The sequence below is a fragment of the Dyella koreensis genome, from assembly GCF_044904565.1.
In the GTDB taxonomy this organism is placed as follows: Bacteria; Pseudomonadota; Gammaproteobacteria; order Xanthomonadales; family Rhodanobacteraceae; genus Dyella_D; species Dyella_D koreensis.
On record NZ_JADIKD010000012.1, the window covers coordinates 759,359 to 774,678 of the forward strand.

The 15,320-nt window shown below is 64.0% G+C and carries 12 protein-coding genes; 4 read left to right on the forward strand and 8 right to left on the reverse strand.

From position 1 onward, the window contains the following. Positions 1–26: 26 nt before the first annotated feature. Complete coding sequence (locus ISS97_RS18290) at positions 27–572, forward strand: DUF2884 family protein (protein ID WP_379983161.1); 546 nt, start codon at positions 27–29, stop codon at positions 570–572. Positions 573–591: 19 nt separating this feature from the next. Here the strand turns inward: ISS97_RS18290 and ISS97_RS18295 are convergent, their stop codons facing one another. Next, entirely contained in the window at positions 592–1,989 is a 1,398-nt protein-coding gene (locus tag ISS97_RS18295) for a class II fumarate hydratase (RefSeq protein ID WP_379983160.1), read from the reverse strand. Between the two features lie 138 nt (positions 1,990–2,127). Between ISS97_RS18295 and purB the strand changes: the two genes are divergently transcribed. Continuing rightward, the gene (purB, locus tag ISS97_RS18300) at positions 2,128–3,495 is read left to right on the forward strand and encodes an adenylosuccinate lyase (RefSeq protein WP_379983159.1); all 1,368 of its coding nucleotides are present in this window, start codon (positions 2,128–2,130) and stop codon (positions 3,493–3,495) included. Between the two features lie 62 nt (positions 3,496–3,557). On the opposite strand, the gene gstA is transcribed toward purB, so the two are convergent. Further along, complete coding sequence (gene gstA, locus ISS97_RS18305) at positions 3,558–4,178, reverse strand: glutathione transferase GstA (protein WP_379983158.1); 621 nt, start codon at positions 4,176–4,178, stop codon at positions 3,558–3,560. Between the two features lie 155 nt (positions 4,179–4,333). On the opposite strand from gstA, the gene ISS97_RS18310 reads away from it, so the two are divergent. Then, a complete protein-coding gene (locus tag ISS97_RS18310; RefSeq protein ID WP_379983157.1) occupies positions 4,334–4,699 on the forward strand; it encodes a winged helix-turn-helix transcriptional regulator in 366 nt (121 codons plus the stop codon). A gap of 171 nt (positions 4,700–4,870) precedes the next feature. On the opposite strand, the gene cysK is transcribed toward ISS97_RS18310, so the two are convergent. Both cysK and cysG read right to left on the reverse strand, forming a co-directional pair. Next, positions 4,871–5,812, reverse strand: coding sequence for a cysteine synthase A (gene cysK / locus ISS97_RS18315; protein ID WP_379983156.1), 942 nt, complete (start codon positions 5,810–5,812; stop codon positions 4,871–4,873). Between the two features lie 101 nt (positions 5,813–5,913). Beyond that, entirely contained in the window at positions 5,914–7,383 is a 1,470-nt protein-coding gene (cysG, locus tag ISS97_RS18320; RefSeq protein ID WP_379983155.1) for a siroheme synthase CysG, read from the reverse strand. Between the two features lie 359 nt (positions 7,384–7,742). Here cysG and ISS97_RS18325 point away from each other — a divergent pair, with 359 nt between their 5' ends. Beyond that, positions 7,743–8,747, forward strand: coding sequence for a LysR substrate-binding domain-containing protein (locus tag ISS97_RS18325; protein ID WP_379983154.1), 1,005 nt, complete (start codon positions 7,743–7,745; stop codon positions 8,745–8,747). 517 nt (positions 8,748–9,264) lie between these two features. Here the strand turns inward: ISS97_RS18325 and ISS97_RS18330 are convergent. From ISS97_RS18330 to ISS97_RS18345, 4 genes are read right to left on the reverse strand one after another with little or no spacing between them, the layout of a single operon-like run. Beyond that, entirely contained in the window at positions 9,265–11,022 is a 1,758-nt protein-coding gene (locus tag ISS97_RS18330; RefSeq protein WP_379983153.1) for a bifunctional sulfate adenylyltransferase/adenylylsulfate kinase, read from the reverse strand. A 43-nt stretch (positions 11,023–11,065) separates the two neighbouring features. Continuing rightward, complete coding sequence (locus ISS97_RS18335; protein WP_379983152.1) at positions 11,066–11,788, reverse strand: phosphoadenylyl-sulfate reductase; 723 nt, start codon at positions 11,786–11,788, stop codon at positions 11,066–11,068. After that, the gene (gene cysI / locus ISS97_RS18340) at positions 11,785–13,479 is read right to left on the reverse strand and encodes an assimilatory sulfite reductase (NADPH) hemoprotein subunit (protein WP_379983151.1); all 1,695 of its coding nucleotides are present in this window, start codon (positions 13,477–13,479) and stop codon (positions 11,785–11,787) included. The genes ISS97_RS18335 and cysI overlap by 4 nt, the downstream gene beginning before the upstream one ends. A 1-nt stretch (position 13,480) precedes the next feature. Continuing rightward, positions 13,481–15,283: an assimilatory sulfite reductase (NADPH) flavoprotein subunit gene (locus ISS97_RS18345; RefSeq protein ID WP_379983150.1), complete on the reverse strand. Its 1,803-nt coding sequence runs from the start codon at positions 15,281–15,283 to the stop codon at positions 13,481–13,483. Between the last annotated feature and the right edge of the window lie 37 nt (positions 15,284–15,320).

Here is a 15,320-nt window from a genome sequence, read left to right on the forward strand (position 1 = left end):
TATGTCCAAGGAGCAAGGAAATCCTCATGCTTAAGCAACGCCTGATCCCGCTGTTCGCCCTGTGCGCCCTCGCCACCGGCTGCGGAAGCGGGAGCTATACCTCGACCGACCACGGCCGCATTACTTCGCACGACGGTCTGGTCGCGCTCCACGCGGATAGTGGCCCCGAAGCCACCATCGACCAGGCTGGCGCCTTAAGCATCGACGGCAAGCCCGTTGCCGTCGACGATCACCAACGCGAGCTGCTGCGCCGCTACTACGCCAATGCGACGGCGGTCCACCAACACGGCATTGAGACCGGCAAGGCCGGCGCGGCGATGGCCGGCGAAGCACTCAAAGGCGTGGCGGAAGCCGTCAAGGGCGACGAGAACAGCGTGGATAGGCGCGTCGAGGCACAAACCCAAAAGATCACCGATCAGGTCATGAAAATCTGCGACGACCTTGCCGGCATCAAGGCCGCGCAGGACGAACTGACCGCCAGCCTGCCCGCGTTCAAGCCTTACAGCACGATCATGGACGACAAGTCCGTGACCGATTGCAGGAACGACAGCAAGAGCGAGCGCAAGGACTGACACCCGCCCTAGGCGGCACTCAACCGCCGCCACCGCCTCCGCCGTGGATGCCACCCTTGGTGAGCGCCATGGGATCCAGCAGTTGCTTCAGCTCATCCTTCGACAGGCCAGTGGTTTCCAGCGCCACGTCCATGATCGGCCGCTTCTGCTTATAAGCCTGCTTGGCCGTAGCTGCGCCTTTCTCGTAACCGATCACGGGATTGAGTGCGGTGACCAGGATCGGGTTTTTCTCCAGCGCCTCTTTCACGCGCGCCGTATTGACCTTGAAGCCGGCGATGGCCTTGTCGGCCAGCAGGCGGCTGACATTGGCAAGGATGTCGATGGACTGCAGCAGATTGTGCGCAATCAGCGGCAGCATCACGTTGAGCTGGAAGTTGCCCGACTGACCGCCGATGGTGATGGCGGCGTCGTTGCCGATCACTTGCGCCGCCACCATCGCCGTAGCCTCCGGAATCACCGGATTCACTTTGCCCGGCATGATCGACGAGCCGGGTTGCAAAGCAGGCAATTCGATTTCACCGAGCCCCGCAAGCGGGCCGGAATTCATCCAGCGCAGGTCATTGGCGATCTTCATCAACGCCACCGCCAGCGCCTTGAGCTGACCGGAAAGCTCCACCGCCGCATCCTGCCCCGCCATGCCTTCGAAATAATTGGATGCCGAATCGAAGCGCACGCCAGTGAGCTTCTTCAGTTCGCGCGCTACCGCCGAACCGAACTTCGGATCGGCATTGATACCTGTGCCAACGGCAGTGCCGCCCTGCGGCAGGCGGCGCATGCGCTTGAGGCTGTCTTCGATGCGTTCGATCGCCGAATCGATCTGCGCCGCCCAGCCGGACAGCTCCTGGCCGAAGGTCACCGGCATCGCGTCCATCAAATGCGTGCGGCCGGTCTTGGGCGTGTTCTTCAATTCGCGCGCGCGACGCTCGATAGTTTTCTTCAAATGCTTCAGCGCGGGCAGCAGCTGTTCGCTGGTCGTGAGCGTGGCGCTGACGTGGATAGCGGTGGGAATCACGTCATTCGAGCTCTGCCCGTAATTGACGTGATCGTTGGGGTGCACCTTAGTGCCAGCCTTGCCCGCGAGGTGCGCAATCACCTCGTTCGCATTCATATTGGTGCTGGTGCCGGAGCCGGTCTGGAACACGTCGATGGGGAACTGGTCGTCGAACTGGCCATCCGCCACCGCCAGCGCGGCCTTGCGAATGGCCGCCGCCTGCCCTTTGCGCAGATAGCCAAGAGCCAGATTAGCCTCCGCCGCCGCGGCCTTGATCAACCCCAGCGCGCGGATGAAAGGCCGCGGCAAATGCAGGCCGGAAATGGGGAAATTGTCGACGGCGCGCTGGGTCTGCGCGCCGTACAGTGCATCGACCGGGACTTTCAGTTCGCCCATGCTGTCGTGCTCGATGCGGTACTGGCTCATGCAGGATTCCTTGGATGGTGAGGCCCGCCGGGGACTATAGGCCGGCTTTCGTTAGAGTCGTGCCAAAGGCTCCGCTGGCCGCGGGGTCCCGGCGCCTGTTGTAAAATGCCCGCTTTCCCTGCTCCGGAACACCTCTCGATGTCCTCCCATGCCCTGACCGCCCTGTCGCCGCTGGACGGCCGCTACGCCAGCAAGGCCGAAGCGTTGCGCCCGATCTTCAGCGAGTTCGGCCTGATGCATCGCCGCGTGCATGTGGAGATCGAGTGGCTGCTGGCGCTCGCCGCGGACCATGGCATCGCCGAGCTGCCCGCGTTCTCGCCGGCCCAGGTAGCCCAGCTCAAGGCCATCGCCGCCAACTTCAGCGTGGACGATGGTGCGCGCATCAAGGCGATCGAAGCGACCACGAATCACGATGTGAAGGCAGTGGAGTACTTCATCAAGGAGCGCATCGGCAACGACGCCGCATTGGCCCAGGCCAAGGAGTTCGTGCACTTCGCCTGCACCAGCGAAGACATCAACAATCTCTCTTACGCGCTGATGCTGCGCGACGCGCGCGAGCAGGTGCTGTTGCCTGCGTTTGACCGCATCATCGCCAAACTGCGCGAACTGGCCCACACCAACGCCGCGCTGCCGATGCTCTCGCGCACCCATGGCCAGACCGCCTCGCCGAGTACACTGGGCAAGGAACTCGCCAACGTGGTGGCGCGCCTGGAGCGTCAGCGCAAACACCTCGCCGCGCTGGAAGTGCCGGGCAAGATCAACGGCGCCGTGGGCAACTACAACGCGCATGCCATCACCTATCCGGAGCTGGACTGGCGCGCGTTCTCGCAGCGCTTCGTGGAAAGCCTGGGCCTGGACTACAACCCGTACACCACGCAGATCGAACCGCACGACGGCGTGGCCGAATACTGCGACGCCGTACGCCGCGCCAACATCATCCTGATCGACCTGGCGCGCGATATCTGGGGTTACATCTCGCTGGGTTATTTCAAGCAGGCACTGAAGGCCGGCGAAGTCGGTTCCTCGACCATGCCGCACAAGGTCAACCCGATCGATTTCGAAAACGCCGAGGGCAACTTCGGCCTCGCCAACGCCCTGCTCGGCCATTTCGCCGAGAAGCTGCCGATCAGCCGCTGGCAGCGCGACCTCACCGATTCCACCGTGCTGCGTGCCCTCGGCACCGCCTTCGGCCACACCCTGGTGGCACTGGAATCGCTGCAGAAAGGCCTGGGCAAACTGACCGTCAACGCCGACCGCCTCGCCGCCGATCTCGATGCGAGCTGGGAAGTGCTGGCCGAAGCCGTGCAGACCGTGATGCGCCGCTACGGTTTGCCGGAGCCGTACGAACAGCTCAAGGCACTGACCCGCGGCCAGGGCATCACCAAGGATTCCATGCGCCAGTTCATCACCGGACTCGACCTGCCGGCGGATGCGAAGCAGCGTCTGCTGGATCTCACACCGGGTGGCTATATCGGTCTGGCCGAGCCGTTGGCGCGCGATATCTGATCGTCGCCGCCGCTTCACCACTGCAATAAAGAAAGGGGCGCCCACTGGCGCCCCTTCTTGTTTCAGGCCGCGGCCTTCTTGATCAGGCCTTCCGCTTCGAGTGCTGCCTGCACCGTGGGGCGCGCGGCGACACGCTGCTGGAAATCCAGCAGTGCCGGGAACTCGGAAAGATCGAGTGCCACATGCTTGGCCCAGTTGGTCACGGTGAACAGGTAAGCATCGGCCACCGTGAAGTGATCGCCTATCAGCCACGGATGCTGGGCCAGGCGCTGCTCAAGCAGGCGGTAGCGCTTGCGCAGATATTCCTTGCGCTCTTCACGCACCGTGTCGGGCGTTTCTGGCTTGAACAACGGCGAATAGCTCTTGTGCAATTCGGAGTTGATATAGCCGAGCATCTCCTGCAGGCGGTAACGCGCCGACGTGCCATTCGCCGGGGCAAGTGCGCTTTCCGGCTTCAAGTCGGCGAGGTATTGCACGATGGCCGGCCCCTCCGTCAGCAGCTCGCCGTTATCCAGCGCCAAGGCCGGCACATAACCCTTCGGATTGATCTGCCAGTAATCCTGATCGCTGGCGGTGCGCTTGGTCTTGTTGTCTACCTTCTCCAGTTCGACCGGGATACCGGCTTCCAGCGCAACGATATGCGGCGACAACGAACACGCGCCTGCGGCGTAATAAAGCTTCATGGCAATGCTCCAAGGTGGGGGTGGACGGAAAACCCCGACATGCTAGCCATCCATGGTTACTCTTGGATACCACCTAACCATAGGTAACCCGTAAAATGCGGTAACCGTCGAGTTACCTGGTTCACATTGGATCAGTCCACATCGGATCAACGTTCATGGGCCTGCCCGTACGCAAGAGCAAAGTCGCGCCGCCACCCGCCTGCCCGCTCAGCGAAGTACTGAGCCTGCTGCGCGGTGCGTGGGCGCCTAATGTGGTTTGGCAGTTGAGCGGCGAAGCCCGACGCTTCGGCGAACTGCGTCATGACATGCCGAAGATTTCCGCGCGCGTATTGAGCGCACGCCTGCGCGAGCTGGAATCCCGAGGCCTGGTGACGCGACGGGTACTGCGCACCTCGCCGCCCTCGGCCGAATATGCATTGACGCCGCTGGGGCGCGAATTGCTTCCGGCCATCGATGCGATCGCCAACGTGGGCCGGAAACTGATCGCGGAATGGGAAACCTTGCCACGACGGGGTAGGTAGTACGGAGAGCCCCACTTCTCCTCCCCCTGCTCGCGACGCGAAGCTAGTCCCCGTGGGACAGGGGGAGGCCGGGAGGGGGTAGCTCCTTGAGAAAACCTTTCCTGCTGCGTTTCCTCAAGTACTCACCCCTCCCCGGCGAGCAGGGGAAGGAGAAGGAGCGACGCTACAGCTTCACTCCACCTCGTCCGATCCCTCGTTGACGCCCTCGAACAAGAACGTCGACAGATAGCGCTCGCCGGTATCGGGCAACATCGCCAGCAACACTGAATCCTGCGGCGCATCCTTTGCCACCTGCAAGGCGGCCGCCAGCGTCGCACCCGACGAGATGCCGACGAAGATGCCTTCCTTCTGCGCCAGCTCGCGCGAGGTGTCGCGAGCCAGCACATCGTCGATCGGCAGGATCTGGTGTGCCACGTTGCGATTGAGCACGGCGGGCACGAAATCCGGCGTCCAGCCCTGGATTTTGTGCGGCTGCCATTCCTTGCCTGACAGCAGTGCCGCACCAGCCGGTTCGCTGGCGATGACCTTGACCTCCGGTCGCGCCACTTTCAGCACCTCGCCCACACCAGTCAGGGTGCCGCCAGTGCCCCAGCCGGTAACGAAATAGTCGAGCCGGCGGCCGGCGAAGTCGCGCAGGATTTCCGGTGCCGTGGTGTTGCGGTGGTATTCGGGATTGGCCGGGTTCTCGAACTGGCGCGCGAGGAACCAGCCGTTCTTTTCGGCCAGTTCGGCCGCCTTGCGCACCATGCCGCTGCCGCGCTCCGCCGCCGGTGTCAGCAGCACCTTGCCGCCGTACGCGCGGATCAGTTTGCGGCGCTCGATCGAGAAGGTCTCGCTCATCACCGCCACGAAGGGGTAGCCGCGCGCCGCACACACCGCCGCCAACGCCACGCCGGTATTGCCGGAGGTCGCTTCGACCACGGTCTGTCCAGGCTTCAGCGTGCCGCGTCGTTCGGCGTCAAGGATGATCGCCAGCGCCAGACGATCCTTCACCGAACCCGCCGGGTTGAAGGCCTCTACTTTGACGTAAAGCTCGACATGCTTCGGCGCCAGGCGATGCAGCTTGACGATGGGGGTATTGCCGATGGTGTCGAGGATGCTGTTGTAGATCATGGGTCACTCCATGGAACCTGAAAGGGAACACCTGAAGGGGATACCTGAAGAAAAAAGGAGCGCGGGCGATAGTGCGCCTGCGCCGGTAAACGGATTGTTTGTCAGGCGCGGCGTGCCGCCAAGCCAGCCAAAGGGCTGATGCTCGCTGGCTCACGGTGAAGACGGCGACTATCCGCGACACCTTCCAGCGGCGGCTTGCCGAACCAGGCCAGCGATGATGCCAGCGCCGCTACCTCGCCGAGAATCAGCAAGGCCGGCGAATGTACCTGATGGGCTTCTGCGCGCTCCGCCAGATGCGCGAGCGTGCCTGTCACTACGCGCTGCTCCGTTCGCGATCCGTTCTCGACCAGGGCAAACGGGGTTTCCGCTGCGCGTCCGTGCTCCAGCAAGTGCTGCTGCAATACGCCCAGCTCGCTGACACCCATATAGACCGCAAGCGTCTGCCGCTCCTGCGCCAGCGCCGCCCAATCGAGGGTATCGTGCGACCCACGGCAATGTGCCGTGACGAAGCGCACCGACTGCGCATGCTCGCGATGGGTCAAAGGAATGCCGGCATAAGCCGCGCAAGCCAACGCGGCGGTAATGCCGGGCACGACTTCATAAGCAACGCCATGCGCACGCAGGAATTCCAGCTCCTCACCGCCGCGCCCGAACACGAATGGATCGCCGCCCTTCAGGCGCACTACGCGCCGACCTGCCGTCGCATGTTCGAGCATCAGCGCATGGATCTGTTCCTGCGTCGCATGATGATTGCCGGCCTGCTTGCCGACTTCGATGCGCTCGGCGTCGCGACGCGCGAGTGCAAGTACTTCCGGGCTGACCAGCCGGTCGTGCAGGATCACGTCCGCCTCGTTCAAGGCACGCAGGCCGCGCAGGGTGAGCAGGCCCGGATCGCCTGGTCCGGCTCCTACCAGCACGACCGAGCCACGACCATCGGTTACGTTCGCCGCCAATGCCCGCTCCGCTTCCGCCTCGGCCAGCGCGGGTTGTCCACGGCGTAGAAATTGCAGCGCCGGCCCGGTGAACAGCTGCTCGTAGTAGGTGCGCCTGGCGCGCAGATCCGGCAGCCGTTCGCGAATACGTTTGCGAAGGCGGGATGCCAGCGTAGCCAGCGGCCCCAGCGCGGGATCGAGCCATGTCTCCAACCGCTCGCGCAGAAGGCGCGCGAGCACCGGTGCATCGCCACCACTGGAAATCGCTATCGTCACCGGCGAGCGGTCCACCACGGCCGGCACATGGAAACTGGACAGCGCCGCATCGTCCACCACGTTGACGAACAAACGGCGTTCTCCGCCGAGCGTCGCAATACGCCGGTTGAGATCGGTGTCACCGGTGGCGGCTATCACCAGCCACGCATCGTCCAGCCAGACCTCCTGAAAATGACCTTCCCTCAGAGTGATGTGGCCGGCAGCAGCCCAGGCACGCAACGCAGGCGAAGCCGATATCGCGCCGACAGTAACCGCCGCGCCCGCCTCCAGCAAAGCCGCTGCCTTACGCTCACCGACCACGCCACCACCGACCACCAGCACAGGCCGTCCGGAGAGATCGGCGAACAAGGGATACAGCTTCATGGGTGGGTGGACTCCACGGGCATATGCCTCTGAGGGCGGATATCTCCACGCTAGGCAGCCCCCGATGGCCGTGCAAATGATTTATGGCCCGCTCCATATGCCGCCGGGTTATGTACCCCGTCGCAAAATACAACGAATTCCCGCGACCTCGTTGACGCGATCATTAAATGGATGTATAGACGTCTAAATCATGCCCACCGAAACGACCATCGCCATGCACGCAACCCCAGCCCTGCTTCATACCAAGGCCGGCATGCTGGCGATGAACGCGTTCTTCCAGGCGCATGCCAGCATGCGATGTACCCCTGCCGCGGACCCGAGCCTGACTACTGCCCACGCCCGCCCACGGATGCTTTCGCATGACCCTGACTCAATTGCGCTATCTCGTCGCCATCGCCGACGCCGGCCTTAACATCACTCTCGCCGCCGAACGCGTACACGCCACCCAGCCCGGACTCAGCAAGCTGCTCAAGCAGCTCGAGGACGAACTCGGCTTCCAGTTGTTCCACCGCAAAGGCCGCAGCCTGGATTCCATCACCCACGCCGGCAGCCACGTACTGGAACGCGCCCGGGCCATCCTGGCCGAAGCCACCAACATCCGCTCCATCGCCGCCAACCTGCGCAACGAGTCGCGCGGCAGCCTGCGCATCGCCACCACCCACACCCAGGCGCGTTTCGCCTTACCCAGCGCCGTCGCCGCACTGAGTCGCCAATACCCGCAAGTCAGCGTGCACCTGCAACCGTCTGCCGATGCGGAGGTGATGGGCCTGCTGGAAGGCGGCCACGTCGACCTGGCCATCGTCAGCACCGCCGGCGCCGCCCCACCCGCTACCGGCATCGCCCTGCCGGCCTATCGCTGGAATCGCGTCGTACTGGCACCCCAACAACACCCGCTCGCCAACCTGGGCCGCCCACCTACTCTCGACGAACTCGCCGCCCAGCCACTGATCAGCTACGACTCCTCACTCAAGGCAACCTCCTCCCTGAGCCGCGCCTTCCACGCCGTCAACCTGCACCCGCAGATCGCCATGACCGCCAGCGACGCCGACCTGATCAAAACCTACGTCCGCGCCGGCCTGGGCATCGGCATCCTCGCCGAAATGGCCCTGCTCCCCAGCGACAACGCCGACCTGCGAGCACTCCCCGCAGACCACCTGTTCCCACCCTGCACCACCTGGATCGTACTCAGACGCGAAAGCGTCCTACGCGAATACGCCCTCGAATTCATCGGACTGTTTGCGCCTCACCTCGAGCGACGCGCGGTCAGTCGGCTGCTGGCGAGCACTGGAACATCGGCCACGCATTGGCCGGCCATTCCGCATTGGCGGGAGCGCGTGGCGTTTGTGACGGCGGATGTGGATTGAAGCTTGCGCAAGTCGTTTGTTGAAATGCATTAAACCCACTACGTAGCAACACTATCCCGAGCACCCACCCCTCACCCCAACCCTCTCCCCGGAGGGGAGAGGGAGCTGCTCTTCTTCTTCTTTGAAAGGCGATGCGAAGCGAGCCCGTAACCGGGTCCCCTGTGAAGCGGTGAGGGTTGGACGAAAAGGCCCCGAAGGGGGCATCGGCATGGATGCCGATGCCTTTTCGACAGGACAGGGATGTCGTGTCGAAAAGCCCGGCCAAGCCTCACGGACCCGCCGGCGAAGCCGGAGGGCGCGTAAGAGGGGTGCCCTCTCTTTTGGTTACTTTTCTCTGGGCAAGCAGAGAAAAGTAACTCGGCCTCCGGCAGGAGGACGAAACCCCGCCGCAGGCGGACCAGAACACGCAGACGCTAAAACCGAGCGATAACACCACTGGATTCCGGCCTACGCCGGAATGACGGATTAGGGGTGGATATCGCAAGCACCCCTCTTAAAGAGAGAGGCAGCAAAGCGCTCAAACCGCAAGCAACCCCCGCTTCCTCAACAAATCAAGAATATGCCCCGCCAACACCGCAGGCACCGCCCCATCCCCATCCACCCGCAACTCCGGCTGCTCCGGCACCTCATACGGATCACTGATCCCCGTAAAGTGCGCAATCTTCCCGGCGCGCGCTTGCGCATAAAGACCCTTGCGATCGCGCGCCTCGCATACCTCCAACGCCGTCGCCACATGGATCTCAATAAAGTCGCCATGCGCCTCCACCAGTGAGCGCGCATCCGCACGCGCATCGGCATAAGGCGCGATCGGCGCGCACACTGCAATGCCGCCGTGGCGCACAATCTCGCTGGCGACATAACCAATGCGCGTCACGTTCGCCGCGCGATCCTCACGCGAAAAACCCAGGCCGCGCGACAAATGCTTGCGCACCTCATCACCATCCAACACCGTCACCGCACGACTGGTGTGCTCGAGCAACTGCGCGACCAGCGCCTGCGCGATGGTGGATTTGCCAGCACCCGACAAGCCAGTGAAGAACAGTGCAAAGCCCCGTGGCGCCTGCGCGGGATGGCGCTCGCGCAGGATCCTCACCACCTCGGGAAAGGAGAACCACGAAGGAATCTCGCTGCCCTCATGCAGATGGCGGCGCAGCTGGGTACCCGAGATGTCGCGCACGTCGTCGTCGGCCGCCACTTCGGTCGCCGGCACATACGTGTCGCGGTTGGCCGCATAAACCATCGCCGGAAACGGTACGACCTGGATGCCCAGCTCGGCCTGATAACGCTCCAGCAACTGCTGCGCTTCGAACGGACCGTAGAACGGCTTGCCACTGGAATCGTTGCCGGGGCCCGCGTGATCGCGCCCTACGATGAAATGACTGGCGCCGTAGTTCTTGCGGATGATCGCGTGCCATATCGCTTCGCGCGGACCGCCCATGCGCATGGCCAGCGGCAGCAGTGACAGCTTGGCGCTGTCGGCGGGGTATTGGGGCAACAACGCGCGGTAGCAGCGCACACGCGTGTAGTGATCCACATCGCCTGGCTTGGTGCGGCCCACCGATGGCTGGATCAACAGCTTCGCGCCCACCTTCTGCGCGGCACGCAAGGTCAGTTCACGGTGGGCACGGTGCATGGGATTGCGCGTCTGGAAGGCAACGATGCGGCTCCAGCCGTTCGCTGCGAACCACTCACGCAGATGGCGCGGCGTGTCGCGCAATTCGGCGAAGTCGTAATGCACGGGCGACTGGATGCCACGCAAGCGGCCACCGAGATAGACCGGCCTCGTGCGCTCGAGCAGTTCAGCCACGCCGGGATGCGCGCGGTCGACCGTACCGAAAACTTGCTGCGCCTCGTGGACAAGATCAGGACGGTAGATGTCCTGCACTTCCAGCACCGCCAGCGGCACACCCTGTATGTCGCGCAGTGCGATTTCGCTGCCGGCTGACAACGACGCGGCAAACTCCTCGCTCACATCGAGCGTGATCGGAATCGGCCATAGCGTGCCATCGGCAAGGCGCAGTTCGTCGACGACGCGACGGTAATCGGCCTCGCCGAGAAAACCCTCCAGCGGTGAGAATGCGCCATTGAGCAACAGCTCCAGATCGCATAGCTGGCGGGTGTTGAGATCAAGCGCCGGCAGACTTGCACTGCGCTGTTTCAGCGCGTCGGCGTCGGCTTGCGGCAGATAGAGGTCTTTGAGCGTGCCGCCATGAGGCGGGATCAATGCGTCTTCTTCAAACGCGGGCTGGATCGGGGCGAGTGCACTCTGGCTCATGATGGTTTCTTTGTAGTGATCGGGGTGGTAACGGCTAGGCGGCTTACGCGAGGCTGTGCAGTCCGCACTCGCGCTTGAGGCCGAAGAAACGGGTGTCCTCCACATCCATGCCCGGTTCCCAGCGCCGGGTGGTATGGGTATCGCCGATGGAGATGTAGCCCTGCTCCCATAGCGGGTGGTATGGCAGACCATGCCGTTGCAGGTATTGGCCAACGTCGCGATCGGTCCAGTCCGCGATGGGGTGGCACTTCCAGCGCTCGCCGCGGCGCTCGATGAAACCGATGCTTTCGCGGCTGCGCGACTGCTGGCGACGCAGACCGGCGAACCAACTGCCAACGCCTAGCTCATCCAGCGCACGCTGCATCGGCTCGACCTTGCGCAGTTGGTTGTAGCGGTCTAAACCGTCTACGCCCTGCTCCCAAAGCCGTCCGTGGCGAGATTCCATCCATGCCCGGCTCAGGGAAGCGCGGTAAACCTTGAGATTGAGCGACAGGCGCGCGGTCAGTTCGTCGATGAACTGATAGGTCTCCGGAAACAAATAGCCGGTATCGATCAGCACCACCGGCAGCCCGGGACGCTGCTGCGTCACCAGATGCAGCGATACAGCCGCCTGCGCACCGAAGCTGGAAGACAGCATGTGGTTGCCTGGCGTGTGCTCCAACATCCAGGCCACACGTTGCTCTGCGCTCTGCTCACCGAGCCAGGCGTTCAACGCAGCCAGCGCCTTTCGTTCGTGCTTGGCCTCCTCCAGCGTGATGCTGCTCATGCGATTACCTCGGCTGGAATGCGCCGCGACGAAACAGGTGCGACCACACCGGTACGCAACAGAAAATCACCGAAGTGTTCGCCCTGCCCGCGCTCGCGGGCATAGCGGGTGAACAGTGGTTCGAGCGCGTCAAGGAGGGTGTCCTCGTCCACATTCTCCCGATACACCTGGTTGAGCCGTTGGCCACTGAAATCCGCAGCCAAGCGCAGGTCGTAGCGGCCGGGTCCGCGACCGACCAGAGCGATCTCGCCGAGATACGGGCGCGAGCAGCCGTTCGGGCAGCCAGAGATGCGCAGCAGAACGGGTGCGTCGGACAAACCATGCTCGCCCAACAACACCTCGACCTTGTCCAACAGATGCGGCAGATAGCGCTCAGCCTCGGCCATGGCCAGGCCGCAGGTCGGCAAGGCGACGCAAGCCACGGCGTGGCGGCGGATGCCGCTGTGCTGGCGGTAACCGTCCAGTCCGTGCGTGCGGACGATCTCGTCGATGCGCGCGCGATCTTCGTCTCGCACGTTCGCCACGATCACGTTCTGGTTGCAGGTAAGGCGGAAGTCGCCCTGATGCACTTTGGCCAGTTCGCGCAAACCCGTCAGCCAGCGGCGCTCGCCCACATCAGCCAGACGACCGGATTCGATCTGCAGGGTCAGGTGCCAGCGACCATCATGCCCCTCGATCCAGCCGTAACGATCGCCGTTGTGGTCGAAGCGGAAGGCGCGCTCGTCTTCCAGCGCAAAACCAAGCCGTGCTTCCAGCTCAGCCTTGAAGGCATCCACACCACGATGATCGAGCGTGTATTTCAGTCGGGCGTGCTTGCGCTCGCTGCGATTGCCCCAGTCGCGCTGTACGGCAACGATGGCCTCCGCCGTGACGAACAGGCGCTCCGGCGGCACGAAGCCGATCACCGTCGCCAAACGCGGATACGTGGTGGGGTCGCCATGCGTCGCCCCCATGCCGCCGCCGACCGCGACATTGAAGCCGCGCAACTCACCCTGCTCGATGATCGCGATCAAGCCCAGGTCCTGCGCGAACACATCCACATCATTGAGTGGCGGAATGGCCAGGCCGATCTTGAATTTGCGCGGCAGATACGTGGCGCCGTACAGCGGTTCGTGCTCGGGCTCGCCGACCAAAGCTTCGCCGTCCAGCCAGATCTCGTGATACGCGCGCGTCGTCGGTGCAAGCCCATCGGAAAGCCTGGCCGCCCAGGCGAAGGCGGCCGCATGCGCGCCCGTCTCCACCGGGTTCGGCGTGCTCACCACATTGCGCACTACGTCGCCGCAAGCAGCGATGGTGCTGGCCAGTGCATCGTGGATAGCGGCGATGGTCGGCTTGAGTTTGCGCTTGATGATGCCGTGCCACTGGAAGGTCTGCCGCGTGGTGATGCGCAGCGTTCCGTTGGCGTGCTCGCGCGCGAGTCGATCGAACACCAGCCATTGCGAAGGAGTCACCACACCGCCAGGCAACCGCGCGCGCAGCATGAAGGAGTACGCCGGCTCCAGCTTCTGGCGGCGCCGCTCGTCGCGCAGGTCGCGGTCGTCCTGTTGGTAGCTGCCATGAAACTTGAGCAGCTTGCCGTCGTCATCGCTGATGGCGCCGGTGACGGGATCGCGCAGGCCTTCGGCAATCGTGCCGCGCAGAAAGCGGCTTTCGGCCTTGATGCGTTCGAATTCGGAAAGCGGGCTGCTCATATCAATACACGTCGCGGGCGTAACGCCCTTGTTGCAGGAGGTCGGCGAGCCAGGCTTTGGCGTCTTCCGGGGATTGGCCGCCATGGGTGGCGACTACGTCGATTAGTGCGGCATGCACGTCCTTGGCCATGTGGGTGGCATCGCCGCAGACGTAGAGATGCGCGCCATCCTTGAGCCACGCATACAGCTCACGGCCGTGTTCGCGCAGGCGATGCTGCACGTAGACCTTGTCGGCGGCGTCGCGGGAGAAGGCCAGGTCCAGGCGATGCAGTGCGCCCTGCTTGAGCGCGTCCTGCCATTCGAGCTGGTAGAGGAAGTCCTGGCTGAAATGGCGATTGCCGAAGAGCAGCCAGTTGCGCCCGCTTGCCGCGATCTCACGACGTTCCTGCACGAATGCGCGAAACGGCGCCACGCCGGTGCCGGGGCCGATCATGATGATGTCGCGCGAAGGATCGGCGGGCAGCCGGAAGCGTTCGTTCGGCTCGATGAAAACAGGAACGCGGCCATCTTCATCGCTCGTGGCCAGGAAGGATGAAGCGGCACCCCAGTGCGGTTCGCCGTGAGCGAGGTAATCCACAGTGGCGACCGTGAGATGCACTTCTTCGCCCACTGCCCTGGCGCTGGAGGCGATGGAATACAGGCGCGGCGTGAGCGAACGCAATGCCACCACCAGCGCATCGGCCGACCATGCGCCGCGATAACGGCGCAACAGATCGATCGGCTGGTACTCGGCCAGCAGACGGGCGAACTCCGCCGCATGTTCCGGTTGCAGTACGCGAGCCAGATCTCCGCTGCCACTTGCCGTGGAATGGGTGGCGACGAAGCTGCGGGTCAGGCGGGTCAACTCGCGCTCACCGCCCAGCCAGCGAGCCAGGGGCAAGCTGCGACCTTCATGACTTACTTCCGTACCGCCATCCAGTTTCAGCACATCCAGCCATTGCCGCACCAGGGCGGGCGGGTTCTGCGGCCACACACCCAAAGCGTCACCAGGTGCGTAATCCAGGCCGGAGCCTTCGAGCGACAGCTCCAAGTGCCGCACTTCCCGCTCGCTGTCGCGCGACACGATGCGCTGGTTCGCCAGCACGGCAGCTTCGAATGGTTGCTCACGGGAATAGATGGTGCGGCTGGGCACTGCCTGCAGATTGGGCACGCGCACGGCCAGGGATGGCGCTTTCGCCACGACCTCGCCCGCATGCTCCAGCACGGTATTCGTCCATGGCGCGGCGACCGCATCGATGTCCACATCGGCCTCGCCCAGCGCAGCGAGACGGGTACCGCCCAACTCCGCCAGCCGGGCGTCGAGCTGGCGGCCGATGGCGCAGAACTGCGGGTAACTGGAGTCGCCCAGGCCGAGCACAGTGAACTGCAGCGAAGGCAGGCGCGGCGCACGCCGTCCGGCGATGAACTCCACCAGGCCGCGCGCGTCATCCGGCGGCTCGCCCTCGCCTTGGGTGCTGATCACCACAGCCAGATAGCGTTCCTGCGCCAGTTCTCGCTGCGGATAGGCATCGGCGCGCACCAGACGCACCGCCAGGCCGGCGGCTTCAAGGCGCTTACTTAACTGTTCGGCGATGCGCCGCGCGTTGCCGGTCTGGCTGCCGTAGAGCACGGTGACTCGCTCGCCCGGCACCACCTCGGCTTTCGGCGCAGCGGAAAACGGCTGGCGTGCGGCAAAGGCCGCGCTGTGCGCCGCCACCCAGTACAACTGATGGGGAGCCAGGCCGTCGAGCAGCCGATCCAGCTGCCGGACCTTTTCTTCCGGCAGCGGCGATGGGGCCGGCGCGGGGGAAACTACTGCGTTCACCGATGCTTCCTTTGGACGTCTATCCGCCTATACGCCC

What these genes read in the sequence shown, in the direction of transcription:
- ISS97_RS18290 (WP_379983161.1), top strand. Translation starts at nt 27, where the DNA reads ATGCTTAAGCAACGCCTGATCCCGCTGTTCGCCCTGTGCGCCCTCGCC.
- ISS97_RS18295 (WP_379983160.1), bottom strand. Translation starts at nt 1,989, where the DNA reads ATGAGCCAGTACCGCATCGAGCACGACAGCATGGGCGAACTGAAAGTC.
- purB (WP_379983159.1), top strand. Translation starts at nt 2,128, where the DNA reads ATGTCCTCCCATGCCCTGACCGCCCTGTCGCCGCTGGACGGCCGCTAC.
- gstA (WP_379983158.1), bottom strand. Translation starts at nt 4,178, where the DNA reads ATGAAGCTTTATTACGCCGCAGGCGCGTGTTCGTTGTCGCCGCATATC.
- ISS97_RS18310 (WP_379983157.1), top strand. Translation starts at nt 4,334, where the DNA reads ATGGGCCTGCCCGTACGCAAGAGCAAAGTCGCGCCGCCACCCGCCTGC.
- cysK (WP_379983156.1), bottom strand. Translation starts at nt 5,812, where the DNA reads ATGATCTACAACAGCATCCTCGACACCATCGGCAATACCCCCATCGTC.
- cysG (WP_379983155.1), bottom strand. Translation starts at nt 7,383, where the DNA reads ATGAAGCTGTATCCCTTGTTCGCCGATCTCTCCGGACGGCCTGTGCTG.
- ISS97_RS18325 (WP_379983154.1), top strand. Translation starts at nt 7,743, where the DNA reads ATGACCCTGACTCAATTGCGCTATCTCGTCGCCATCGCCGACGCCGGC.
- ISS97_RS18330 (WP_379983153.1), bottom strand. Translation starts at nt 11,022, where the DNA reads ATGAGCCAGAGTGCACTCGCCCCGATCCAGCCCGCGTTTGAAGAAGAC.
- ISS97_RS18335 (WP_379983152.1), bottom strand. Translation starts at nt 11,788, where the DNA reads ATGAGCAGCATCACGCTGGAGGAGGCCAAGCACGAACGAAAGGCGCTG.
- cysI (WP_379983151.1), bottom strand. Translation starts at nt 13,479, where the DNA reads ATGAGCAGCCCGCTTTCCGAATTCGAACGCATCAAGGCCGAAAGCCGC.